Here is a 23,545-nt window from a genome sequence, read left to right as displayed (position 1 = left end):
GCCATTGATGTCAAACGGGAAATTGTCTCTAGGGACAATGTTTCCGGTCCCGGGCCTTATCCGATCCGCTGCCTCGCCAGCCATTGTGTTGGCGTCATGCCCAGTTCGGCGCGAAAGGCCTTGCGCAGGGACGGGGCGTCAGGAAAACCGCTGCTGGCCGCGATGTGCTCAAGTCCCTTTTCGCCGCGCAGCAGGATGTCCTGGGCGTGGGCGATCCTGGCGCGGCGCAGCCAGCCGCCAAGGCTGCCGCCGGTGCGTGCACGGATATATCTGCTCAGACTGCGGCGGCTGATGTTGGCCTGGGAGGCGAGGTCGTCCAGGGACGGGGTCTGTGCGGGATCTGCCCAAAGCTGTTCCAGGATATCGGCAACGCGGTGCTCCGCCGATGTGGCTGGTGCGGGCCGGTCGATCAATTGCGGCTGTTCGCCACCGCGCTGCGGCGCGACGACAAGATGGCGGGCAACGCGGTTGGCTTCGGCAACGCCGGAGAGGCGGGCCAGCAGATGCAGGCAGCAATCGAGACCGGCGGCGATTCCCGCCGAGGTCACCACCTGGCCGTCGTCAACATATATCGCTTGCGGATCGATCCGGATCGCCGGATAACGCGCGCCGAGCTCCTTGACCCGCGCCCAGTGGGTTGTTGCGCGCCGGCCGTCAAGAAGTCCTGCCTCGGCAAGCCCGAAAGCGCCGAGACACAGGCCGGCAACCAGGGCATTGCGTTCATGAGCCGACCGGAGTTGCGCTACGATTTCCGGTGAGACCGGCTCGCTCGCATCCCGCCAGCCGGGAAAAATAACGAGATCCGCTTTGCCTGCTGCGTCAAGCGGGTGGGCGGTTTCGATGACGAGGCCGCCCGACGCCGAGATCCGGCCGCTTTCACCGCACACCACCACGTCATGGCCGCTGGCGAGAAAAGGCTCGCCGAATACCGCAAGCGGCGTCGACAGCATGAAGGGGCTGATGCCCTGATAGGCGATGATGGCGATGCGCATTGGCCCAATTTAGTCCCAACATGTCCTTCGGGCCACTGAAAAACACCGGATAGCGGCAGTAAACCGGAGGAACAGCAAAAGGAGTTCCACAGATGAGCCGTGCCCTTCTCGTAATCGATATCCAGAATGACTATTTCGCCGGCGGCGCCCTGCCGCTGCATCAGGCCGAGGAGGTGGAGGCGGGCATCGTTGCCGCGATCGGCCAGGCGCAAAAGGCCGGGGAGCTTGTCGTTCTGGTGCAGCATGTCTCAAACGCATTGACCGGACTGTTCGCAGCCGGCGCAAGCGGAACGGCGATCCGGCCGGCGATCCTCGCTGCTGCCGGAGAGGCGCCCGTGGTGGTCAAGCAGGTGGCTGATGCTTTTCAGGACACCGACCTCTCAGGATATCTGGAAGGGGTGACCGAGCTGCTGATCTGCGGGATGATGACCCAGAACTGCGTGGTGTTCACGGCAATGTCTCGTTCGGCCGACCCATTCGACGTGACCGTCATCGGCGACCTGTGTGCCGCGCCCACCGAGGCTGTGCACAAGATTGCGTTGAACGCGCTGGCCTCGAAACTGCGGGTCGCGACTTCGGGCGATATCTGGCGTTAAATCTTCCTGACCCTATACTTCCCGCGGCATCTGCATGGCGTTTCCAGCCGTTCGGGCGTAATGGGCCGGCGGCTGGCCGACGCGGCGGGAAAAGGCGACGCTGAAAGCGCTGGTCGAGCCGTAGCCGACCTTTTCGGCAATCTCTGCAATGCTGTTCTGGCGCGTTCTCAGCATGTGTTTGGCCAGCGTCATGCGCCAGTTCTGCAGGTAATCCATCGGCGGCATGCCCACGATCCGGCTGAACCGGGTGAAGAAGGCGGAGCGAGACAGGCCCGCTTCCCGTGCCAGGTCGGCGATGCTCCACAAGCGTCCGGGTTCGGCATGCATGGCGCATAGCGTTCCGGCGAGCCTCTTGTCCGCCATCGCGCGCAGAAGGCCGGGCGTGGCGCCGGTCTCGGCGCCCGAGCGCAGTGCTTCGATCAACAGTACCTGCAGCAGATGTTCCAGAACGACATCCCGGGCCGGGCGCTCCGCCCGGGCTTCGTCGCGGACAAGACCGGCAAGGTCGCCGAGCCGCTGCTCGCCCCGGGCAACGACCATATCGGGCAGCAGGGAAACAAGAAGCCCGGCATCAGGTGACCCGAAGCTGCAATAGCCAATGAGGAGCTGCTCCGTGGCCGGTCCCTCCTCAACTCCCAGCCGGACGATGCCCTCCTCACGCATGAGAGGACGGCTCTCCAGTCCTGGCGGGGGAAGCGGATGGACGCTCGACATGGAAAAGCCCTGGGTGGCCGGGAGGAGAACGAAATCGCCCGTCTGCAGATCGAGCGGCGTTTTGCCGTCGATCTCAAGGCGCGCCTGACCGGCAAGAAGCAGACAATAATAGACCTGTTCAACTTCGGTTCGGCGCACACGCCATGGACCGGCCGCGTCGACCAGTTTCGAGGAGGGCGCGCGCGGTCGCAGCAGGGCGATGATTTCGGACAGGGGATCAGACATTTCGGACTTTTGCTAAATCATTGCGGATTTCTGATTATAGAAAGTACGATCTGTCTTGTCGATAGTGCGGTCTTCCACAAACAGGAGAACGCTTCATGAAAACCGTGATGATCACCGGATGTTCCTCGGGCTTCGGGCTGGAAACCGCCCGGCATTTCCTCGGCGAGGGCTGGTCCGTCGTTGCCACGATGCGCAATCCGCGTGAGGATCTTCTTGGCGCATCGGACCGTTTGCGTGTGTTGCCGCTTGATGTGACCGACAGTGGCTCGATTGCCCGTGCGGTCGAGACGGCCGGACCCGTCGATGCTTTGGTCAACAATGCTGGGATTGGATGGATGGGGCCGCTTGAGGGGACGCCGCCGGATACCATCCGCTCCATTTTCGAGACGAATACATTCGGCACGATGGAGGTGATCCGGGCCGTCCTGCCACAGTTCCGCGCAAGGGGCTCCGGGACAATCGTCAATGTCTCTTCCAGCACCACATTGAAACCGCTGCAACTGCTGCCGGTCTATACCGCCAGCAAGTCGGCGGTGAATGCCTTCACCGAGTGTCTGGCGCTCGAGCTGGAACCGTTCGGCATCCGCACAAGGCTGGTCCTTCCCGGCAGGGCGCCCGGCACCAGCTTCGGGGCAAATGCGAAGGTTCTGATGACGGAGGCGGGCGGCATTCCCGACGCCTACCGCGCTCAGGCGGAACAGGTTTTCGCCGCCGCGGCTGCTGCCGCGAATGCGGACATCACCCATGCCGAGGATGTCGTCGCAGCAATCTGGCGGGCGGTGATTGATCCCGACTGCCCGATGAGCCAGACCGCAGGTGCGGACGCGGACGCTCTGGCGGCCTGATGGCCGGTGCCTCGGGGCACGGACCTCCGGCTGGAGGCGACCGGGGATTTGAAAATCTGTTGTATTAAGGGATGAGCAGGCTCAGGGCAGAAATGCCCTGGGCCTTGCCGGTGTTGAGCGTTGAACAAGGCGCGTTTTGCTTGCCGATGCGCGGAACCGGTCCATTTCGATCACGAGCCACCAACATCTTGCCCCTGCCTGAAGGAGCCGTACTTCCGGCCTTTGGTGCACCGGAGGGCCTTCATGTCGTTTCGGTTGCAATCTGGCGGGATCAGGGGAAAATGACCACTGTCAGGCCAATTCCTCGCCAAAATGGCTTGTCAAAACAATCATGGCATACTCTACGTGAGGCAAGCTGGAGTGAAGACGCGGCGCTGTCTTCCGATTCTGAAATTCATCTCATTTTCGGTGTCTTGGAGACCATGATCTGGTCCGCCGGGAAAAGCTGAGCTTGGATATGGCAATTTTCAACGCGTTTCTTCTCTTCGCCCAGGCGGCCGTCTATTTCACTGTCATGATGGCTCTGCTCAGAGCGCGCAGGGTGATCGGCATAGGCGTTTTCATGTGCGCCCTTGGCGTCATGCATTTCCTGGAAACCTATCTCGCCAGCATTTTCTACATAGAACTGCCTTTCGGCATCGTTTCGCCAGGCTCCACGGTGCTGTTCTCCGGAAAGCTGCTGATGATCCTGTTGCTCTATATCCGCGAGGACGCGCTGGTGGTGCGCCAGCCGATCTACGGACTTCTGATCGGCAATTTCCTGATCGTCGCCCTGGTAATGATCCTGCGCAACCATGAGACGATCATCGTCACCGAAGGGCGCAGCCCTGACATTGCCTTTGTCGACGAGATGGGTTTCCTGATGGTGTGGGGAACCTTGCTGCTGTTTATCGACGCGATTGCAATCATCGTTCTGTATGAGCGGATCGGCAAATGGTTCGGCGGAAATCTGGGGCTGCGGTTCCTGGTCTGCGGCGCTCTGGTGCTCACCTTCGATCAGGCCGGCTTCTTTCTGGCCCTTCATTACGTTTCCGACGCGCCGTGGCATGTGTTCTTCGGCGGCTGGGTGGCCAAGATGGTGGCGACGATCGTCTATTCGGGGCTGCTGCTGGCCTACCTGAAGTATTTCGACAACGAGGACAGCTGGCTCTCGACCCGGCCGCTGCAGGACGTCTTTCAGGTTCTGACCTATCGCGAACGTTACAAGCAGCTTCTGGAGGCCTCCATCCGCGATCACCTCACGGGGACGCTGGACCGCAGCCAGTATGCCGAAAAGGGCCCCGGAATAATCGCCAGGAACCTTGAGGAGAAGCGGCCGGTCTCGCTTCTGGTGATCGATATCGATCATTTCAAGCTGGTCAATGACCGCTACGGACACCAGGCCGGCGACGAAGTGTTGAAACTGGTTGCGCGGCTGCTCGCGGAGAACCTGCGGACGGACGACCATCTCTACCGGGTGGGCGGCGAGGAATTCGTGCTCTTGTGCGAACGGTTGCCGGTGGACGGTGCGGCCTCCCTGGCTGACCGGCTGCGACGGATGATCGAACGCTTCAGCAAGGTCTATCTGCCCGAAAAGGTCACCGTCAGCATCGGCGTGTCCAGCGCGCCGGAGGACGGCAGGACGCTTGAAGCTCTTTTCAAACGCGCTGACCTCAGGCTTTACGCAGCAAAGGAGGGCGGCCGGAACCGGGTCTGCGGCCCGGCTCCGAGCGCCTGAAACTGCGGGTCGCTCAGACCCGGTTGAGCAGCCTTGCGCGAATTGTGTTCGGCAGGGCGCGGATCTCTTCGAGGATCCTGACCGGCTCGTCGACCATGCTGTCCACATCCAGAACCACATAGCCGATGTCCTGATGGGACTGCAGGTACTGGGCGCAGATATTGAGATCATGCCGGGTGAAGAGGTCGTTCAGGGTGCGCATGGCGCCGGGCGCATTGTGATGCACCTGGATGAAGCGCGTCACTTCCGTACCCTTGGAAAGCTGAACCTGAGGGAAGGAGACTGCACCGATGGTGGAGCCGACGTCCGAATATTCGACCAGCCGTTTGGAAACTTCCTCGCCGATCCGGTCCTGGGCTTCTTCCGTCGAGCCGCCGACATGCGGGGTGAGGATGACGTTGTCGAGACCGCGGAGCGGCGAGACGAACTCGTCCTTGTTGGATTTCGGCTCGACCGGAAACACGTCGATGGCGGCGCCGGCCAGATGACCGGACTTCAGCGCCTCGGCAAGGGCGTCGATATCGATGACCTTGCCACGGGCGTTGTTGATGAGGAACGCGCCTTTTTTCATCTTGGCGATGTGTTCGGCGCGGAACATGTTGCGCGTTGTCGGCGTGTCCGGCACGTGCAGGGAGACGACGTCGGAGGCGGCAAGCAAGCCGTCGAGGCCTTCCACCGGCATGACATTGCCGTGCTGCAGCTTGTCGACAAGATCGAAATAGATGACCCGCATGCCCATGGCTTCGGCAAGGTTCGACAGCTGGGTGCCGATGTTGCCGTAGCCTACGATGCCGAGGGTCTTGCCGCGCACCTCGTGAGAGCCGGCGGCGCTCTTCATCCAGCGACCTTGATGGGCAGCTGAGGACTTGGTGAAGATGCCGCGCATCAGCATGACGATTTCGGCGATCGTCAGTTCCGCAACGGAGCGCGTGTTGGAGAAGGGGGCGTTGAAGACCGGAATGCCCCGTGTCAGCGCCCCTTTCAGGTCCACCTGATTGGTGCCGACCGAAAAGCAGCCGACGGCGACGAGGCTTTTGGCCGCTTCCAGAACCTCTTCCGTCAGCTGTGTCCGGGAGCGGATGCCGAGAATCTGGACACCCTGCAGCTTTTCGATCAACGCATCTTTCTCAAGAGCGCCGGGAAGGACTTCCACATTGGTGTAACCGTTCTTTTCCAGAATCGCGTGCGCTGTCGGCGAAATGCCCTCCAGCAGCAGCCAGCGGATCTGGTTCTTCGGCCGGGACAGACCGTGGATCATGTGCGTGAAGCCTTTTCTTTGAACTTGAACCTGTCAGAAAAAAGCGCGCCGGAACGGGCGCGAATTGCCGGTGTCGTATACGCGCTCATCCGTGTCGCGTCTAGGTCGCCGATAGGTCTCGTGAGCTGAATCCGTCCGGGTGAGGCGTCCGCACGGAGATAAAACTTTCATTGAATCCGGCGCTTATCCGGGATACGGCTTTGCCGCACTCCGCATTACAAACTTCAAGGCGCCCGGGATCCATGCTGCAATACCAGAATGCGCAATTCGATTACGAACCCTATCCGGTCTGTTACGTCAAAGACGTTCTCGATGCAGAAGCCTATCGGGCGCTCGTCGAGACCTATCCGGCCAAGGACCTTTTCGAGTACAAACCCAACCTTGGTCACAAATATTCCCTGTCCGAACTGAACAACCCGGAGAATTACGACAGTTTCCTGTCGCAGACGCCGGTGTGGAAATCCTTCTACGATCATGTGAAGTCGCCGGGCTTTGTCGAAAATGTCCTGTCGATGCTTGCCGCCAACAATATCGATCTCGGTCTGAGGCGGCTGCGTGTTCTGTCCGGGCGGGGCTCTCACCGGGCAAGTTTCATGAGCCGGGTGCGGCGGCAGACGGAACTGCACGCACGGTTCGAGTTCTCGATGATGCCCGCCGACGGCGGCCAGATCGTGCCGCACACCGACGCGCCGAACAAGCTCGTCACGCTTGTCCTGTCGATGATGGAGCCCGATGCCTGGGATAACACCTGGGGCGGGGGCACATCCGTCTGCCTGCCGAAAGACCGCACGAAGATCTTCAACCATCTCAACAAGGCCATGAGCTTCGAGGAAGTCGACACTTTGAAGACATTTCCGTTCGAGCCGAACCAGTGCGTGCTGTTCGTGAAGACCTACAATTCCTGGCACCACGTCGAGCCGATCACCGGACCGGAGACGGGTCCGATGCGCAAGACGCTGACCATCAACATCATGAGCAGGGTCTGAAACCTGCCGTATTCAGCTGACGCCCGTTTGACTGGTTGGGATTAACAGTCTCAGCCCGGCGCAGGCGTCAGCCGCAATTGCTTCAGCCGTTCGGCGATCGCCTCAATGACATCGTTGCCATAGCCAAGCCCGATATCCTGCCGCATGAACCCGGTCAGTTCATCCACGTCCCGGATCTGCCACTCGCGTTTTCCGTCCTTGCCGACCAGCCGGGCGCGTCCGTCGAGAAAACTGATGAAGCCGGTTTCCGTCAGCCGGTAGAACTTCATGCTCGCGGCGAAGGACTGGTTCGGAGACGTCGCGCACAGATAGTTGGCGGCCTCGATATCCGCATGGCGCACGTCCACCCGGTCGAAGCCGTAGAGCGGAAACCAGCCGTCCTCTGTTTTGCGTTCCAGAACGTGTTCAGCGGAGCTTTCCTCAAAACGGATCCGGTAGACCTGATCGCGGATCTGCTGTTCACCGGTGGAAACCCTGACGGGATGTGCCGGTGCCTGGCCGCCGAAGCCGGCATCGACCAGCCACTCGTCGCCATCCAGCGTGACCACGAAGGCCAGGTGGGTCCGCGCGCCACCCTCGGCGGCGCCCATACGAACGCGGGCGAGCACCTGCCGCGCAGAGAACCCAAGCGCGGCCAGAGCGTCGCCAAGCAGTGCATTCAGCTCGAAACAGTAGCCGCCGCAGCGCTGGATGACGAGTTTTTGCCAGAGACTGTCCGGATCGAGAACCGGCACCTTTGCGAGAAACGGCAGCACGTTTTCAAAAGGTATCGCACCGATCTGAGCGGCCTGCAGGCTTTTCAGCCCGCCGAGGTCCGGTGAACACGTCTTCAGACCGACCCGGCGGAGGTATGCGGCGATATCGAAGGTCATGGCGTGTTCCCGACAAAAGAAAAGACCCGCCGAATGTAGGCGGGAGAGGCTGACCGTCAAAGGCCCGGGAGGGATTAATGCCAATCCGGACTGCGCTCGGCGGCCTGCCGGAATTTAGGAGAATTCCCTCATGCCGTGCAGCCGGTCTTCAATTCCAGGTCCGTTACCAAAGGTTAAGCGCTGCTGGATAGGGTAGGGATATGTAAAATTGCCGGGTCTGATTGGGTGATGCCGGTTTCGACGAAGAGAACAGCGCCGGCATGGGATATCTTGATCAGATCTATGAGACTTTTCTGGGAAGCTTCTACCTCAGGATAGCGCCTCTCTATGTCGTGGCCACTGTAGTCATCGGGGCAGCGATATATTTCTTCAGGGAGCGGGGAGCCGGGCTGACAGGCTTTTTCTCCTGGCTGTTTCCGAAGTCCATCTATCTGCACGCCTCTCATCTCAACGATATCAAGATCTTTTTTGCCGGGCGACTGCTCGTGCTGTTCGGGGTCTTCAATCTGTTTTTCGTCAGTCCGCTGACAATTGTTGCGGTGATGAAGAGCCTGGACGGACTGGCAACCACGGGGAGCGAGGCTGCTGCCGGGCCGATGGCGCAATCGCCTCTGGGGCAGACTGTACTGGTGACCGTTGTCCTTGTTGTCGTCGCCGACTTTTGCACCTATTGGGTTCACCGGCTGCATCATGAATGGTCTGTGTTCTGGCCGTTCCACGCGGTCCACCATTCCGCCGAGGTGATGACGCCGATAACCGTCTACCGCAAGCATCCGGTCTACGACCTGATCAACGGGTTCGTCCGGAACCTTGCGATCGGCCTGATCACCGGTCTTGTGCTTTACGCGACCTTTGACAAGGTGAGCTACCTGCAGATCGGTCAGGCGAACGTCATTTACGTGCTTTTCAATCTGCTCGGCGCAAACTTCCGCCATTCGCATATCTGGATCAGCTACGGGCGGTGGCTGGAACATATCCTGATCTCGCCAGCTCAACACCAGATCCATCACTCTTCCGCGGTTGAACATCACAACAAGAATTATGGCGAGATATTCGCCCTTTGGGACTGGATGTTCGGATCGCTTTACATTCCCGAAAAGCGGGAGGACCTCGTGTTCGGCCTGGCCGATGCCGAAGGCCAGCTGATGGAGCAGCCCCACCCGTCCTTGCGCAGGGCGCTGATCGAACCGGTCGAGTCTTCCTACAGGGAAGTCCGGAGAATCTTTCGCGGCAGGCGGGCAGGCTCCCAGGTCGAACTGGCCTCGCGGGACCCGATGTTACCGCCTGAGCCGGTCGAATGATCGGCGATGACCCGAGGTCTTTCCCTTTATCTTGATGCCGTCAGGTTCAGCGCTGCCTTCTTGGTGCTTCTGTCCCACTGGGCCTACCCTCGGTTTACCGGTGGAAGCTATCTCTGGATCCGGGAGCTCAATCTGGGAAGCGACGCGGTCGTCGTCTTCTTTGTTCTGTCCGGTCTGGTGATCGCCTTCGCCGCCGAGCGGAAGGACAAGACCGGAGGTGTGTTTGTCTTCAACCGGCTGACACGCCTTTATTCGGTCGCGCTTCCCGCTCTTCTCCTGACCTTCGCTGCGGACCGGCTCGGTGTCCTTCTGTGGCCTGAAGCCTATGACGGCTGGTGGTACAATGCCATTTCTGCGCAACAATTTCTTTTCACCGGTCTGACGTTTACGGGGGAGTGGGGTCTTTCCGGTCTGCGCCTGGGAACGAACGGTCCCTATTGGTCGCTGAGCTATGAAGTGGCCTACTACTGTCTGTTTGCCGCGGCGGTCTATTTGCGCGGCGGCGTCCGACTTGTCGTCCTGTGTCTGATAGCGCTGTTGTGCGGTTACAAACCGCTGTTGCTGCTGCCGGCCTGGCTCGCAGGTGTCTGGACCTGGAAGGTGATCTCCCGGCCGGACTTCCGTGCAGGTCCGGCGCTGTCGTGGGCAATGATTGCAGGACCGGTCGCCGTCTATGGTCTTTGTCTCGCCGGAGACGTTCCCGGCCTGCTCATGCAACTCACCGAACAGGGGTCAGGTCTGACGAATGCACAGATCGGCATGCTGTTGCGCTTTTCGGATGAATTCTTCTGGAACAACATGCTGGCGGTGCTGGTCGCGGTGAATTTCGCCGGTGTCGCGGCGCTCACTCGGTCCGGCGCTCTCTCACGTGTGCCGGCTGATCTGCGCAAGGCGGTGGTCTGGGCGGCGGGGGGTAGTTTTTCGCTCTACCTTGTCCACTATCCCTTGCTGCAGTTCGCAGGCAGCGCGATGGGACGGTTCCGTGACGTTCCCGGTTACGATTTCATATTGCTGGCGGTCGTCTTTGCACTGTCCATGGCGTTCGCCGCCCTGTTCGAACGCAGGCTCGGTGTGTTTCGCAAGACGGTTCTGTCGGTGGCAAGAACGGGAAATGACCAGCGCCGCCGCGTTCTGGCGCTGGTCCGATTGGCGTCCGGGCGTTAGAGCCCTTCCGTGCCGCGCTGGACTGCGGCGACGCCGGTGCGGGACACTTCCACCAGGCCGAGCGGTTTCATGATGGCGATGAACTGCTCGATCTTCGAGGTTCTGCCGGTAATCTCGAAGACGAAATGTTCCGTCGTCGCGTCGATCACCGTGGCGCGGAAGGCGTCGCCGAGGCGCAGCGCTTCCAGGCGCATTTCGCCGGTTCCGGTCACTTTCACAAGCGCCAGTTCCCGCTCCAGCGGCTTGTCCTGATTGGCGCGCAGGGCGCGCACCGTCAGGTCGGTCACCCGGTGAACCGGAACCAGCCGGTCAAGCTGGTGGCGGATCTGCTCGATGATCATCGGCGTGCCCGTCGTCACGATTGTGATCCGCGACAGGTGCTTCTCGTGCTCGGTTTCCGAGACGGTGAGGCTGTCGATGTTGTAGCCGCGACCGGAGAAAAGGCCGATCACACGGGCAAGAACACCCGGCTCGTTGTCGACGAGAAGCGCGAGGGTATGGGTTTCGATTTCATTGCTGACTTCGGCCAGGAAATAGGCGGAAGGCGCATCAACATTTTGAGCGTTCATTTTCGATACTATCCTTGTGCCTTGCCTTAAACGAGGGACTTGCCTTCGGCGCTGATGGCGTTGGCGAGGACTTCGTCATTGGCCTCGTCCGGCAGCAGCATTTCATTGTGAGCCTTGCCCGACGGGATCATCGGGAAACAGTTGGCGAGATTGGCCACCCGGCAATCCATCAGCACCGGCTTGTCGACGGCGATCATTTCCTCGATTGCCCCGTCCAGATCTTCCGGCTTCTGCACCCGGAACCCGACGCCGCCATAGGCCTCGGCCAGCTTGACGAAGTCCGGCAGGCTGTCGGTATAGGAGTGGGAGAGGCGGTTGCCGTGCAGCAGTTGCTGCCACTGGCGTACCATGCCCATGTACTGGTTGTTGAGGATGAACACTTTCACCGGCAGGCCGAACTGAACCGCGGTCGACATTTCCTGGATGTTCATCAGGATGGAGGCATCGCCGGCGATATCCACGCACAGGGCGTCGCGGTGGGCGACCTGCGCACCGATGGCAGCCGGCAGGCCGTAGCCCATGGTGCCGAGACCGCCGGAGGTCAGCCAGTGGTTGGGCTCCTCGAAGCCGTAGAACTGGGCCGCCCACATCTGATGCTGACCGACTTCCGTGGAAATGAAGGTCTTGCGGTGCTTGGTCAGCTCATACAGCCGCTGGATCGCATATTGCGGCATGATGACGTCGCTGCTCGGCTTGTAGGCCAGAGAATTGCGCGCCCGCCAGGCATCGATCTGCGTCCACCAGTCCTTCAGGGCCGGCTTGTCGGTCTTCAGGGCGGAGGAGCGCCAGATGCGGACCAGATCCTCGAGGACATGGCCGACATCGCCGATGATCGGCAGGTCGACATTGATCGTCTTGTTGATCGACGAGGGGTCGATGTCGATATGGATCTTGCGCGAGTTCGGCGAAAACGCATCGGTGCGGCCGGTGATGCGGTCGTCGAAACGGGCGCCGATGCAGACCATCACGTCGCAGTCATGCATGGTCATGTTGGCTTCATAGGTGCCGTGCATGCCCAGCATGCCGAGCCAGTTCTCGCCGGACGCCGGATAGGCGCCGAGGCCCATCAGCGTCGAGGTGACCGGAAATCCGGTGAGCGAGACCAGTTCGCGCAGCAACTGGCAGGCCTGCGGGCCGGAATTGACGACACCGCCGCCGGTATAAAGGATCGGCTTCTTGGCGTTCGCCATCAGCTCCACCGCAGCGCGGATCGAGGCGGCGTCGCCCTTCAACTGCGGCCGGTAGCTCTTGTGGGCCGCCGCCGGGTTCGGTGTCGGGCCCTGATAGGTGCCGGTGGCGAACTGGACGTCCTTGGGAATGTCGACCACGACAGGGCCGGGACGGCCGGAGGTGGCGACATAAAACGCCTCGTGCAGGACGCGCGCCAGATCGTCGACATTGCGCACCAGCCAGTTGTGCTTGGTGCAGGGGCGGGTGATGCCGACCGTGTCGCATTCCTGGAAGGCATCGTTGCCGATCAGGTGCGTGGGCACCTGGCCGGTGATGCAGACAAGCGGAATGCTGTCGAGCATCGCGTCGGTCAGCGCGGTCACCATGTTGGTGGCGCCGGGGCCGGATGTCACCAGGGCAACCCCGGGCTTGCCGGTAGAGCGGGCATAGCCTTCCGCCGCATGGCCGGCACCCTGTTCGTGCCGCACCAGAATGTGCTCCAGGCCTTCCTGCTGAATGATCTCGTCATAGATGGGAAGTACAGCACCGCCCGGGTAGCCGAAGATGGTGTCGACCCCCTGATCCTTCAGCGCCTGGATGACCATTTCGGCGCCGGTCATTTCCCGTGTCATTCGTTCCGTCCTTGCATTGACCGCCTGGGTTTCCAGGCTTTGGCTCACGATTTGTTTTTCTTTCGGCCACGTGCATGCGGCATCGAAGATCCGGGTGGTGCCGGGAAGCGTTTTCAGGAGACGGGTACAAAAAAAGGCCCCTGAGGGAGCCTTGGTCGCGCGCCATCCTGTCCAAACGGGGCTATCCCGCTTCGGAGGCGCGCTTTCCTACCACTACTAGAATGAGCGACATCATCATGTCGTCCCGGTCCTTTGATGCTGCAGGCCCGATGGCCCTGCCGGATAGCAGATGTGGCGGTTTCCACGTCGGCCTGACGGCGGGATCACCCGTCCGGAAAGCCGGCACAAGCCGGTCATATCCGCCCGGACTTGATGCGCCGCACCCTAGAGAGGCGGATTTATACGGTCAAGCGCTAATTTCGAAAATTGCGCCAAAGTCGCGCGATGTTTCTGAAAATTGCCGGAAACGGCCATGAACAAGGGCGTGAGAAAGTGACTTGAAACCCCGGTCCTGCTCCGGATCTCCCGTGTGTCCCGGTTTGCGCCCGGCGCATGACGGCAATGATAAAAAAGTGTCGCAAACCCCATTGCGCCGGAGGGGGAGGCACTATATACACCCCGAATTCGGCGCGCTGCACACTCGTTGCGGCGTTTCGCCTGTGGGTGTGTAGCTCAGTTGGTAGAGCAGCTGACTCTTAATCAGCGGGTCTGGGGTTCGAGCCCCCACTCACCCACCATTTTCTCTCTGAATATAAAATTTCGCAGCCAAGGGTGTTTTGTGTACCCAAGTGGCCGGTGTCTGATCAGAGAAACTGCGGACTTGGCACGCAAGGGGCCGAGGATGTATAGAGGGCGCCAGCAGAAGCTCGTGGAGGGATTGCAGTTGCATCCTGACCGACCCGGTGCCTTTCAAGAAAAAGAACACGTCCGATGAACGACTTTCTCGTGTCCGCTCTTTACATGTTTACCCCGCTCGATGACTTCGAGGCGATGCGCGAGCCGTTGAAGGCCTTTTGCGAGGCGCGGGACGTGCGCGGCAGTCTGCTGCTTGCGAGCGAAGGCATCAACGGCACGATCTGCGGACCGGAGGCCGGGGTGCGGGCGGTTCTGGCGCATCTGCGCGCCGATCCGCGGCTTACGGGCCTCTCCCACAAGGAATCCTGGTGCGACAGGCATGTGTTCAAGCGCATGAAGGTGCGGCTGAAGCAGGAGATCGTGCGCCTTGCGGTCGATGGTGTCGATCCGAACGAGATCGTCGGCGAATATGTGCCGCCGGAAGACTGGAACGCGCTGATTTCCGATCCGGACGTGGTCGTCGTCGATACCCGCAACGACTATGAATACGCCTTCGGCACCTTCGAGGGGGCGGTCAATCCGCAGACCCAGTCGTTCCGCGAATTTCCAGATTGGGTGGAAGGTCAGGACGAGCTCAGGAAGAAGCCGAAGGTCGCCATGTTCTGCACCGGCGGCATCCGCTGTGAAAAGGCGACCGCCTGGATGCTGAAGAACGGCTTCAATGAGGTCTATCACCTGGAAGGCGGTATCCTGAACTATCTGGAAAAGGTTCCTGAGGCGAACAGCCTGTGGAAGGGCGAATGTTTCGTCTTCGACGACCGCGTCTCCGTCGACCACCAGTTGCAGCCGCGCTGGGGCGAATGGGTGCCCGAGGCGGCCCGGCATGTCATCAATGAAGACACCGATTACGACAAGGGGCAGGGGTCCGGCAGCGGCTCCTGAAGGCGCACCTCGTGCCATTTGTTAACGAAAATTAACTTTTTCGCTTTAACCCCTTGAGGTTCTTCCCTAAAGTCAGAGTGCAGAGCGGATTATCGTATTTTCGATCTCCGCACCGGACTTGGGGGAACAGTTCATGCGTCACAGGTTCTGGAGCGCGCTCGCCGTTCTGGCGTTCAGCCCGTTTTTCGTTTCATCCGTATCGGCCGGAGGCCGCGCCTTGTCCTGCTATGAGCAGGCGACGGTCCCACCCGTCTACGGGACAGTGCAGGAGCGGGTGCTGGTTCAGGCGGCAAGCAGTTACGTGGTGAAGCAGCCCGCGGTCTACAGCTACCAGACCCGGCGCGTGCTGGTGCAGCCCGAACGGGTCAGCTACCGCGCCTCTCCGGCGGTCTACCAGACACAGTACCGCAAGGTTCAGGTGCAGCCGGCCAGCATCGGCTGGGAGTACCGGATGATCAAGGGCAGGAACATCCTGTGCAAGGTCAAGCATCCGGCTGTCTACCGGTCCGTCGGCCAGCAGGTTCTGGTTCGGCCGGCGTCTCGCGTTGCCGTGCGTCAGCCGGCCATCTACAGCCATGTGAAGGAAAAGGTGCTTGTCCAGCCCGCCACGCGGCGTGTGGTGCAGAAGCCGGCGGTCTACCGGACGGTCAGCCGGCAGGTGCTGGTGCAGCCCTCACGGACCGTCTGGCGCCCCGTGCGTGTGCGCGGCTGTCGCTACTGATCGGCTGATCGCGATACGCTGAATCCCGACAGGCCGGTCTTTACAGGCCGGCCCTGATGCGAGAACCCGGAACCGAACCATGATCTGTACCCTGATTGCGTCTTCCATCCTGCTGAGTGTCGGGGACGGGTCGATGGCGGTTCTCATTCCCGAGGACCAGTCGGTACGGATCTTCAACGAAAGCACCGCCACAGGCGAAACGGCGGTCGTGCATCTTTACGGCGAGACCAAGATCCAGTTGCCGGGTGTTACCGCGCAGCAGGTGATCGAAGCGCTGAAGACCTGCGGGACCAGCAGCGACAGCTCGAACTGAGCGGCCACCGTATTCCAATCACGGGTTCAGGAACGATTGAAACCTTTATCGGCTCTGGAATGACCCTGAGCGCGAGGCTCGTCGACCCCACATTCTCCGCGCTGTCCCGGACGAGATCCGGAACCTTTTTGCGTTCTGGAGAGGCCCAGGCTCGAGGCCGGGGCGGCGCCCTGGAAAGCGTTTTTCTGCGATCCCCTCGGAGGCTCAGACCTTGAACCTGTAAGTCTTCAGGCCCTTGCGGCCGTGGCCTTCCACCAGGAACAGACCGCCGGAAAGTGTGTCCGGTTCGACTGCCGCCGGGGCGGCGGGCTGCTTGATGCTGGTGACGATCAGGTGGTCGAGATCCGGGCCGCAGAAGCAGGGCATGCTCGGTTTGTCGACCGGCATTCGGATCGCTTCAAGCAGACTGCCGTCCGGGGCGAAGCAGTTCAGCAGCCCGGCGGAGACGCCGGCACTCCAGTAATTTCCGTCTGCGTCCACCGTGGCCCCGTCGGGACGGCCGGTCTTGTTGGTCTGCTGTGCAAAGAGCATCTTGGAGCCGAGCGTGCCGGTCTCCGGATCGAAGCCGTAATACTCGATCCAGCCCGGAGAGCTGTCCGAGTGATACATGAAACTGCCGTCCGGGGTCCAGGCGAGGCCGTTCGAGCACTGGAGCTCGTCGCGGATCTCGGCGACTTCGCCGTCGGCGGTCACGCGGTAGAGGCCTGCAATCGGTTCACGCGGGGAACTGGTGTCCATGGTGCCGACCCAGTAGGCACCGTCCGGGCCGACCTTGCCGTCGTTCAGCCGGGTGCGCGGTTCGTCCGTCTGGACTTCCGCCAGAACCTCGCTGGCGCCGGTCCGCGGATCGAACAGCAGAACCTTGTCCCAGACACAGACGATCAGACGGTCATCCTCCGTCAGGCCGAAGGAGCCGACCTCGTTGTCGAAATGCCAGGTTGTGATGTCCCGGCTCGCCCAGTCCATCGACTGGATGGTCCGGCCCTGGATATCCGCCCACAGCAGGCGGTTCGTTCTGTCATCCCATGTCGGGCATTCGGCAAGCTGATAGGTCGTGTCGAGAAAACGGGTAATCGTGTGGGACACCGGAACGGGTTCCTTGAAGGGCCAATCTATTCAATGGACGCGGACTATAGCCGCCAGTGCATCCGGCGTCGAGACTGCTGGCGCGTCCATGGCCCACCCATGGGGCGCTCAACCCTACGCGTGTCGATAATGACACATCCGGGCGCGTGCGGAGGTCCATAACCGTCCGGCCGACTTCGTTGCACTGCTTGCCAGGCCGGTCAGACATCCCTGTCGAGCGGAATCGCCGTCCGGCGCACGACGGGCCGGATGGCGAAAGAGGATTTCATCCTCAGCACACCGGGAAGCCGGGCGAGATGATCGCGGTGGATGCGTTCGAAATCCACGGGATCCTCGGCGGTCAGCCGCAGGATATAATCCGCATCCCCCGCCATCAGGAAACACTCCATGATTTCATCGGAGCGGGCGACTTCCCGTTCGAAGTTTTCCAGCGTCTCGCGGGACTGGCCGGTCAGGGAGATCTCGACGAAGATATCCATGCGCCGGCCAAGTTTGCGCTGGTCGAGAAGCGCCACGTATTTTTCGATGATGCCGGCTTCTTCCAGAGCCCGCATGCGGCGCAGGCAGGCGGAAGCGGACAGGCCCACCTTTTCGGCAAGATCCGCATTGGCGATGCGGCCGTCGCTTTGAAGGACATCGAGGATTTTCCGGTCGAGACGATCGAGGTTCACGTGTTGCATCGCACATACTGCTTGGTTTCAGGCTATGTTCGACGGAATATTTGAACATTTATCAAATTGACGCAAGAAAATTGCAGAATGTGCCTTTATTTCCGGCGATTACGCAAGCACATGCGGCGTCTTGAGGCGTACACTTTTGGGCATAATAATTCTTCCAGTGGAGACGGGACTATGCGCATTGGTGTGCCGAAGGAAATCAAGAACCATGAATACCGGGTCGGTCTGACGCCTGACAGTGTTCATGAGATGGTCGCTCACGGGCATGAGGTGGTCGTGGAGACCAATGCCGGCGCCGGTATCGGAGCAAGCGATGCGGATTACGAGGCGGCCGGCGCAAAGATCCTGCCAAATTCACGGGATGTTTTCGACGCGGCGCAGATGATCGTCAAGGTGAAGGAGCCCCAGGCCGGCGAACGCGCCATGCTGCGTCCCGACCATATTCTGTTCACCTACCTGCACCTGGCGCCGGATGCGGCCCAGACCGCCGATCTGGTGAAATCGGGTGCCACCTGCATTGCTTATGAGACGGTGGTGGATGCGCGCGGCGGCTTGCCGCTGCTGGTGCCCATGTCACAGGTCGCGGGCCGTCTGTCGGTGACCGCAGGGGCGACAGCGCTGGAAAAGGCGCATGGCGGCTCGGGCATCCTGATCGGCGGCGTTCCGGGCGTGGAGCCGGCGAAGGTGGTGGTGATCGGCGGTGGTGTCGTCGGCTCGCATGCCATCACCATGGCCATCGGCCTGGGCGCGGATGTCAGGGTACTTGACCGCAACACCGCCGTTCTGGGCAATCTGGCGCAGATCTTCGGCCCGGCCCTGACGACCATCTATTCCACCAAGGCGGCTCTGGAAGCCCAGGTGCTGGAAGCAGACCTTGTGATCGGCGCCGTGCTTGTCGCCGGGGCTGCCGCGCCGAAGCTGGTTTCCGCCGATCTGGTGCGCCGTATGAAACCGGGTTCCGTGCTGGTGGATGTGGCCATCGATCAGGGCGGCTGCTTTGAAACGTCCAGGGCAACGACCCATTCCGATCCGACCTATATCGTCGACGGGGTCGTGCACTATTGCGTTGCCAACATGCCGGGCGCCGTGCCGAAGACATCCACACACGCGCTGAACAACGCGACGCTGCCCTTCGCTCTGGCGCTTGCCGACAAGGGCGCGAAGAAGGCGCTGCTTGACGACCCGCATTTCCTGCCGGGCCTCAACGTGCATCAGGGGCAGGTGACCTGCGAAGCCGTTGCCTCCGCACTCGGTTACGACTACCTGGCTCCGGAAACGGCGCTTGCCCGTGAAAAGTCCACCCGGGCGGCTTGATCACGGTTCAAACTGAAAAGGGCCGGTTCGCTGAGCCGGCCCTTCAAGCGGCTGACAAACCCTCAGGGCGTCTTTCCGGACAAGTAAGACGCAAGTCGAACGCAGATCCGGAATGACGCCCGTGTGAGAGGCGTTCAGCCTCCATCTTCGCTCAACAGAGTTGATGATGCGCTGAAGATTTGTCTGCAGTCAGAAGGGGCGGTTCGCTGAACCGGTCTCTTTTGGGAAGCTGCCGGCGATCAGGGGCAACGGACCTTGTAGGGCGTGCCGTATTCGTCCTGAGCGATGCAGTTGCGTGGCGTGGTGACCACGCCGATGAGGCCGCCGCCGATGGCACCGAGAGCCGCGCCCGCCAGTGAGGCGTTCACGGTCGATCCGGCGACGGCGCCGATGGTGGCACCCGTCGCGGCTCCAAGACCGGCGCCGATCAGCATCCGGTCCCTCTGGCTTTCGGTGTTGACGCATCCGCTCAGCAAGAGCACGAGCGCCGTGGCGGCAAGGATGGATTTCATCCGGAATCCTTTGGCGAAGATAGGCGTCCGCCAAAGGTGGCCACTTATGGTTAACAGATCCTTACCGGGACCCGGTTATCCAAGGATACGGCGTGCCGGTTACGGGCAGGCGACCCTGAAGGGATTGCCGTTGCGGTCATAGGCTACGCAGTTTTTCGGTGCCGTGGCGCCGCCGACGATGGCGCCACCCGCGCCGCCGATTGCAGCTCCGACCAGGGCAGGGCCGACGCCGCCGCCGGCCGCAGCGCCGATGATGGCGCCCGTTGCGGCACCCAGACCGCCGCCTACAAGCGCACGGTCTGTCTGGCTCTGGGATTGGCAACCTGCCAGCAAGGCCGCTGCAGCGGCAATCATAAGTATTTTCTTCATCACAGTCTTCCTGGCGGTCAAGTTACCAATATAAAACGCGTACCCGAGTTCACTTACGGGCAAGCAACACGATAGGGATTGCCGTACTGGTCGTAGGCGACGCAGTTTTTCGGCGTTGTGGCGCCACCGACGATCGCTCCGCCGGCTCCACCGATTGCGGCACCGACAAGTGCGCCACCAACGTCGCCCGTTGCAGCAGCACCGATTGCAGCACCGGTCGCGGCACCAAGACCACCGCCGACGAGGGCGCGGTCGCGCTGGCTGTCGGATTGGCACCCGGCGAGCGCAAGGCCGACGGCTGCGAGCAGAACAAGCTTCTTCATAGAATCATTCTCCCTTCCGGACCGCGTATCACGGTGCGTTCTTCCGAATTCGTATCACCGAGGGTAAGCTGCTTTGCTTTTCCGGGCAACGGCTCATTGCCGTATCCGGCCAGCGGTGAAAAAGTATTCCGATCAGAGTTCTTCAACGTTGTGAACCAGATAGGCTACGTGGGGCAGAAATAAGGCGGACTTTCACGCTCTATAACGTGTGGTTTCTTAAAAGGTTCCTAACGCTCAACTTTTGAGTGCTGCCAGCAGGCCCCTGGTGGAGGAATCCTTTGCATCCGCCGGTTCTTCTCCCTTGACCATCGGCAGCAGCGCGGTGGCCAGTTCCTTGCCGAGTTCAACACCCCACTGGTCGAAGGAGTTGATCTCCCAGATGACGCCTTCCACGAAGACGCGGTGCTCGTATAGCGCGACAAGGCGGCCGAGCGCGTAGGGCGTGAGCATGTCGTAGACCAGGGTCATGGACGGCCGGTTGCCCGGAAAGACCTTGTGGGGCGCAAGGCGCTCGGCCTCACTGTCCGGCATTCCCGAGGCCAGGAGAAGGTCCCTGGCTTCCTCCAGCGTCCGGCCCAGCATCAGGGCTTCGGACTGGGCGAGGCAGTTGGCGACCAGCAGGTCGTGGTGGTGTTTCAGATCGTCTTCATGGCCGTTGGCGGCGATGAGAAACTCGCACGGGATGACGGTCGTGCCCTGATGGAGGAGCTGATAGAAGGCGTGCTGGCCGTTCGTGCCGGGTTCACCCCATACCAGCGGGCCTGTTTCCTGGCTCACCGGGCTGCCGTCAAGCTTCACCCGCTTGCCGTTGGACTCCATGTCGAGCTGCTGCAAATAGGCGGGCAGGCGGGCGAGGCGCTGATCGTAGGGCAGGATTGCGCGTGCCGAAAAGCCGAGAACATCGCGGTTCCAGACGCCGATCAGGGCCATCAGAACCGGGAGGTTCTGCTCGAGCGGTGCCTGCCTGAAGTGCGTGTCGAGCGCGTTTGCGCCTTCCAGGAACTCGGAGAAGGCGTCGGGCCCGACGGCGATCATCAGCGGCAGGCCGATGGCGGACCAGACGGAATAGCGTCCGCCGACCCAGTCCCAGAAACCGAAAACGCGGCTTTCGTCGATGCCGAAGGCTGCCACCTTGTCGAGCGCCGTCGAGACGGCCGCGAAGTGATCGCCCACCGCGTCCTCGCCCAGGGCGCCGGCGATCCATTTACGCGCGGTCTGCGCGTTGGTCATGGTTTCGATGGTGGTGAAGGTCTTGGAGGCGACGATGATCAGCGTGGTTGCCGGGTCGAGCTTTTCCAGCGTATCGGCGATATGCGCTCCGTCCACGTTGGACACGTAATGCAATTCGGGCCCGTCGTGATAGGGAGCCAGCGCCAGCGTCGTCATGGCCGGGCCGAGATCGGACCCGCCGATGCCGATGTTGACGACATCGGTGAACGCGTCTCCCGTTGATGAGGTCAGTTCGCCGGACCGGACAGCTTCGGAAAAATCCGCCATGGCATCCAGCACCGCGACAACATCCGGCATCACGTCCTTGCCGTCGACCAGCACCGGATCGCCAGACCGGTTGCGCAGGGCGGTGTGCAGCACCGCGCGCTTTTCCGTACCGTTGATGGTGTCGCCCGCGAACATCGCCGCACGTCTGCCTTCCACATCAGCCGCTTTGGCGAGGCCGATCAGCAATTCGAACGCCCTGGCGTCGATCCTGGACTTGGAGTAGTCGAGAAGGAGATCGTCGAAGCGGCCGCTGAACGTCTCGAACCGTTTGGGATCGGCGGCAAACAGCTCCCGGAGCGTGGTGTCTTTCAGCTTTTCAGCCTGCTGGCCGAGTGAGACAAAAGCTGCTTCCAACGCCATGAAAAAATCCCTCAAATCGATTGAATTCACCTGGACCGGCGTCGTTGCGGACACCGCGCATGAGATAGCACAGCAATTTCTCAAGGGGGAGAAGAAATTCCGGCAGAGGGCCGCGCGGTTTGCGGTCAACGCTCATGGCAAGTGATCTCGGTACAGTTCCCTTAAGTCAGAAACGAACAAAGCCGCCCGGAAAAGTTCTTTGACCTGTTAAAATTACGGATATGCATTTCTACGGGCGGAAAAACGCAGAAAAGCCAAAGCTCATTAAGTAAATTGCAAGCAGCTCACAGTAGAGTTTTCGCATGAGCGCGGACAACAATAAACACGGCCTTACCCACCTCCAGGACAAGCCGGATGCGGAAGAAGAGGCCCTGGTCGTCGATTTCGACAATCTGGCCGTCATCAATGCCGTGGTTTCCAATGTCAGCGAATGGGGATGCCGCCTGACGTCCGTGGACATCAGCGAGCTCTACAAGAATATCGGCATTCGGGCCGGGGATACGGGCAAGCTCGTGAAGGCCCAGGTGACGTCGATAAGGGGGAACGACGCGGCCGTCCTTTTCCCGAAAACCGAAAAGATCGTCACCGACAAGCGCCGCGAAAAGCGCAACAACGTCAATATCCCGGTCAAGGTCGCCGATCTTGAAGGGATCACCGAGATCAGCGGCCTTATCGTCGATGCCGGTAAAAACGGCTGCCGGATTTCCGCCCAGGGACTTGCCGCGCTTCCCGAAGAGGTGGTCCTGAGCATCGGGAAAATGGAAAGACCGGTCGTTGCCGAATTCGCCTGGCGGACGGCGAGCACCGCCGGCCTGCGCCTTTTGTGGGACCGGACCTTGCAGGAATTCAGCAGCGACGAGGAAGCCCAGGACGCCTGAACGAGGCGCCTGGTCCGCTCTCCGGATCAACCCGCATTCATCGCCTGACCGCGAGAGGTCTACTCAGCCCTTGAGGCCGGCCGCCGCGCGCGCACGCTCCTCGATGCCCGCCCAATCTTCAGCGGCGATGGCCTTGGCATCGGCAATCCACGAGCCGCCGACACACAGCACGTTCGGCAACTTCAGATAATCCGGAGCCTTGTCCAGGCTGACACCGCCGGTCGGGCAGAATTTCGCCGCCGCGAGAGGAGAGGAGAGGGACTTCAGGTAGGAGGCGCCGCCGGCCTGTTCCGCCGGGAAGAACTTCAGCCGCTCATAGCCGCGCTCCAGCAGGAACATGACTTCGGAGGCCGTCGCCGCGCCGGGCAGGAGCGGAACGCTGTGCTGGTCCGCCGCATCGAGCAGCGCTTCCGTCGCGCCCGGAGAAACGACGAAACGCGCACCGGCGGACACGGCCGCATCATATTGTCTTGCGTCCAGAACGGTGCCCGCGCCGACAATGGCGCCTTCCACATGTTCGTTGACCGCGTCTATCGCTTCCAGGGCGTGAGGGGTGCGCAGGGTGATTTCAATGGCCGGCAGGCCGCCACGGACCAGGGCCCGTGCCATCGGAACGGCTTTTTTCGGATCTTCGACGATCAGAACCGGAATGACCGGTGCCGCACACATCACTTGTTCGATTTTCGCTTTGTCCTGGGCCAAGTCAGCCTCCTGGTT

At 61.2% G+C, this 23,545-nt stretch carries 24 protein-coding genes and 1 tRNA gene; 12 read left to right on the top strand and 13 right to left on the bottom strand.

Going from position 1 to position 23,545, the window contains the following annotated elements:
- Positions 1 to 56: 56 nt before the first annotated feature.
- Positions 57 to 992, bottom strand: a complete 936-nt coding sequence (locus tag Q1B40_RS17775) for a GlxA family transcriptional regulator (RefSeq protein ID WP_299817248.1) — start codon at positions 990 to 992, stop codon at positions 57 to 59.
- Positions 993 to 1,084: 92 nt separating this feature from the next.
- Here Q1B40_RS17775 and Q1B40_RS17770 point away from each other — a divergent pair, with 92 nt between their 5' ends.
- Complete coding sequence (locus Q1B40_RS17770; protein ID WP_299817245.1) at positions 1,085 to 1,588, top strand: isochorismatase family protein; 504 nt, start codon at positions 1,085 to 1,087, stop codon at positions 1,586 to 1,588.
- Positions 1,589 to 1,600: 12 nt separating this feature from the next.
- On the opposite strand, the gene Q1B40_RS17765 is transcribed toward Q1B40_RS17770, so the two are convergent.
- The gene (locus Q1B40_RS17765) at positions 1,601 to 2,527 is read right to left on the bottom strand and encodes an AraC family transcriptional regulator (RefSeq protein WP_299817243.1); all 927 of its coding nucleotides are present in this window, start codon (positions 2,525 to 2,527) and stop codon (positions 1,601 to 1,603) included.
- 95 nt (positions 2,528 to 2,622) lie between these two features.
- Here Q1B40_RS17765 and Q1B40_RS17760 point away from each other — a divergent pair, with 95 nt between their 5' ends.
- Positions 2,623 to 3,372: an SDR family oxidoreductase gene (locus tag Q1B40_RS17760; protein ID WP_299817241.1), complete on the top strand. Its 750-nt coding sequence runs from the start codon at positions 2,623 to 2,625 to the stop codon at positions 3,370 to 3,372.
- A 457-nt stretch (positions 3,373 to 3,829) separates the two neighbouring features.
- A complete protein-coding gene (locus Q1B40_RS17755; RefSeq protein ID WP_299817757.1) occupies positions 3,830 to 5,089 on the top strand; it encodes a diguanylate cyclase in 1,260 nt (419 codons plus the stop codon).
- 13 nt (positions 5,090 to 5,102) lie between these two features.
- On the opposite strand, the gene serA is transcribed toward Q1B40_RS17755, so the two are convergent.
- Positions 5,103 to 6,347 (bottom strand): phosphoglycerate dehydrogenase, encoded by a 1,245-nt coding sequence (gene serA, locus Q1B40_RS17750; protein ID WP_299817239.1) that lies wholly within the window; start codon positions 6,345 to 6,347, stop codon positions 5,103 to 5,105.
- Between the two features lie 242 nt (positions 6,348 to 6,589).
- Here serA and Q1B40_RS17745 point away from each other — a divergent pair, with 242 nt between their 5' ends.
- The gene (locus Q1B40_RS17745) at positions 6,590 to 7,333 is read left to right on the top strand and encodes a 2OG-Fe(II) oxygenase (protein ID WP_299817237.1); all 744 of its coding nucleotides are present in this window, start codon (positions 6,590 to 6,592) and stop codon (positions 7,331 to 7,333) included.
- A 50-nt stretch (positions 7,334 to 7,383) separates the two neighbouring features.
- On the opposite strand, the gene Q1B40_RS17740 is transcribed toward Q1B40_RS17745, so the two are convergent.
- A complete protein-coding gene (locus Q1B40_RS17740; RefSeq protein ID WP_299817235.1) occupies positions 7,384 to 8,205 on the bottom strand; it encodes an arylamine N-acetyltransferase in 822 nt (273 codons plus the stop codon).
- A 260-nt stretch (positions 8,206 to 8,465) separates the two neighbouring features.
- On the opposite strand from Q1B40_RS17740, the gene Q1B40_RS17735 reads away from it, so the two are divergent.
- Entirely contained in the window at positions 8,466 to 9,506 is a 1,041-nt protein-coding gene (locus tag Q1B40_RS17735) for a sterol desaturase family protein (RefSeq protein WP_299817233.1), read from the top strand.
- 6 nt (positions 9,507 to 9,512) lie between these two features.
- Entirely contained in the window at positions 9,513 to 10,670 is a 1,158-nt protein-coding gene (locus tag Q1B40_RS17730; RefSeq protein ID WP_299817231.1) for an acyltransferase, read from the top strand.
- On the opposite strand, the gene ilvN is transcribed toward Q1B40_RS17730, so the two are convergent.
- Both ilvN and Q1B40_RS17720 read right to left on the bottom strand, forming a co-directional pair.
- Entirely contained in the window at positions 10,667 to 11,239 is a 573-nt protein-coding gene (gene ilvN, locus Q1B40_RS17725) for an acetolactate synthase small subunit (RefSeq protein WP_068417794.1), read from the bottom strand. The two genes, Q1B40_RS17730 and ilvN, sit on opposite strands and share 4 nt — an antisense overlap.
- A gap of 26 nt (positions 11,240 to 11,265) precedes the next feature.
- On the bottom strand, positions 11,266 to 13,041 hold the full coding sequence (locus tag Q1B40_RS17720) for an acetolactate synthase 3 large subunit (RefSeq protein WP_299817228.1): 1,776 nt from the start codon (positions 13,039 to 13,041) through the stop codon (positions 11,266 to 11,268).
- Positions 13,042 to 13,702: 661 nt separating this feature from the next.
- On the opposite strand from Q1B40_RS17720, the gene Q1B40_RS17715 reads away from it, so the two are divergent.
- From Q1B40_RS17715 to Q1B40_RS17700, 4 genes are all read left to right on the top strand, one after another.
- Positions 13,703 to 13,778: transfer RNA gene (locus Q1B40_RS17715), tRNA-Lys, on the top strand.
- Positions 13,779 to 13,971: 193 nt separating this feature from the next.
- Positions 13,972 to 14,778 (top strand): rhodanese-related sulfurtransferase, encoded by an 807-nt coding sequence (locus tag Q1B40_RS17710; RefSeq protein ID WP_299817226.1) that lies wholly within the window; start codon positions 13,972 to 13,974, stop codon positions 14,776 to 14,778.
- A 133-nt stretch (positions 14,779 to 14,911) separates the two neighbouring features.
- A complete protein-coding gene (locus tag Q1B40_RS17705; protein WP_299817224.1) occupies positions 14,912 to 15,499 on the top strand; it encodes a hypothetical protein in 588 nt (195 codons plus the stop codon).
- 79 nt (positions 15,500 to 15,578) lie between these two features.
- The gene (locus Q1B40_RS17700) at positions 15,579 to 15,812 is read left to right on the top strand and encodes a hypothetical protein (RefSeq protein WP_299817222.1); all 234 of its coding nucleotides are present in this window, start codon (positions 15,579 to 15,581) and stop codon (positions 15,810 to 15,812) included.
- Between the two features lie 204 nt (positions 15,813 to 16,016).
- On the opposite strand, the gene Q1B40_RS17695 is transcribed toward Q1B40_RS17700, so the two are convergent.
- Positions 16,017 to 16,898 carry an SMP-30/gluconolactonase/LRE family protein gene (locus Q1B40_RS17695; protein ID WP_299817220.1) on the bottom strand — a complete coding sequence of 294 codons (882 nt, stop codon included), beginning with the start codon at positions 16,896 to 16,898 and terminating at the stop codon, positions 16,017 to 16,019.
- Between the two features lie 200 nt (positions 16,899 to 17,098).
- Positions 17,099 to 17,569 carry an Lrp/AsnC family transcriptional regulator gene (locus tag Q1B40_RS17690; RefSeq protein WP_299817754.1) on the bottom strand — a complete coding sequence of 157 codons (471 nt, stop codon included), beginning with the start codon at positions 17,567 to 17,569 and terminating at the stop codon, positions 17,099 to 17,101.
- A gap of 180 nt (positions 17,570 to 17,749) precedes the next feature.
- Between Q1B40_RS17690 and ald the strand changes: the two genes are divergently transcribed.
- Positions 17,750 to 18,889, top strand: coding sequence for an alanine dehydrogenase (ald, locus tag Q1B40_RS17685; protein WP_299817218.1), 1,140 nt, complete (start codon positions 17,750 to 17,752; stop codon positions 18,887 to 18,889).
- Positions 18,890 to 19,128: 239 nt separating this feature from the next.
- Here the strand turns inward: ald and Q1B40_RS17680 are convergent, their stop codons facing one another.
- The 4 genes from Q1B40_RS17680 to pgi form a co-directional block, all read right to left on the bottom strand.
- Positions 19,129 to 19,401, bottom strand: coding sequence for a hypothetical protein (locus Q1B40_RS17680; RefSeq protein ID WP_103224672.1), 273 nt, complete (start codon positions 19,399 to 19,401; stop codon positions 19,129 to 19,131).
- Between the two features lie 99 nt (positions 19,402 to 19,500).
- On the bottom strand, positions 19,501 to 19,770 hold the full coding sequence (locus Q1B40_RS17675; RefSeq protein ID WP_299817214.1) for a lipoprotein: 270 nt from the start codon (positions 19,768 to 19,770) through the stop codon (positions 19,501 to 19,503).
- A gap of 53 nt (positions 19,771 to 19,823) precedes the next feature.
- On the bottom strand, positions 19,824 to 20,093 hold the full coding sequence (locus Q1B40_RS17670; protein WP_299817212.1) for a glycine zipper domain-containing protein: 270 nt from the start codon (positions 20,091 to 20,093) through the stop codon (positions 19,824 to 19,826).
- Positions 20,094 to 20,327: 234 nt separating this feature from the next.
- Positions 20,328 to 21,950, bottom strand: coding sequence for a glucose-6-phosphate isomerase (gene pgi, locus Q1B40_RS17665; protein WP_299817210.1), 1,623 nt, complete (start codon positions 21,948 to 21,950; stop codon positions 20,328 to 20,330).
- A gap of 302 nt (positions 21,951 to 22,252) precedes the next feature.
- On the opposite strand from pgi, the gene Q1B40_RS17660 reads away from it, so the two are divergent.
- A complete protein-coding gene (locus Q1B40_RS17660) occupies positions 22,253 to 22,828 on the top strand; it encodes a PilZ domain-containing protein (protein WP_299817208.1) in 576 nt (191 codons plus the stop codon).
- A gap of 63 nt (positions 22,829 to 22,891) precedes the next feature.
- On the opposite strand, the gene eda is transcribed toward Q1B40_RS17660, so the two are convergent.
- The gene (gene eda / locus Q1B40_RS17655; protein WP_299817206.1) at positions 22,892 to 23,530 is read right to left on the bottom strand and encodes a bifunctional 4-hydroxy-2-oxoglutarate aldolase/2-dehydro-3-deoxy-phosphogluconate aldolase; all 639 of its coding nucleotides are present in this window, start codon (positions 23,528 to 23,530) and stop codon (positions 22,892 to 22,894) included.
- Positions 23,531 to 23,545: the final 15 nt, after the last annotated feature.

This window comes from uncultured Roseibium sp., from assembly GCF_947496995.1.
In the GTDB taxonomy this organism is placed as follows: domain Bacteria; phylum Pseudomonadota; class Alphaproteobacteria; order Rhizobiales; family Stappiaceae; genus Roseibium.
This window is presented reverse-complemented; position numbering and strand designations above follow the sequence as displayed.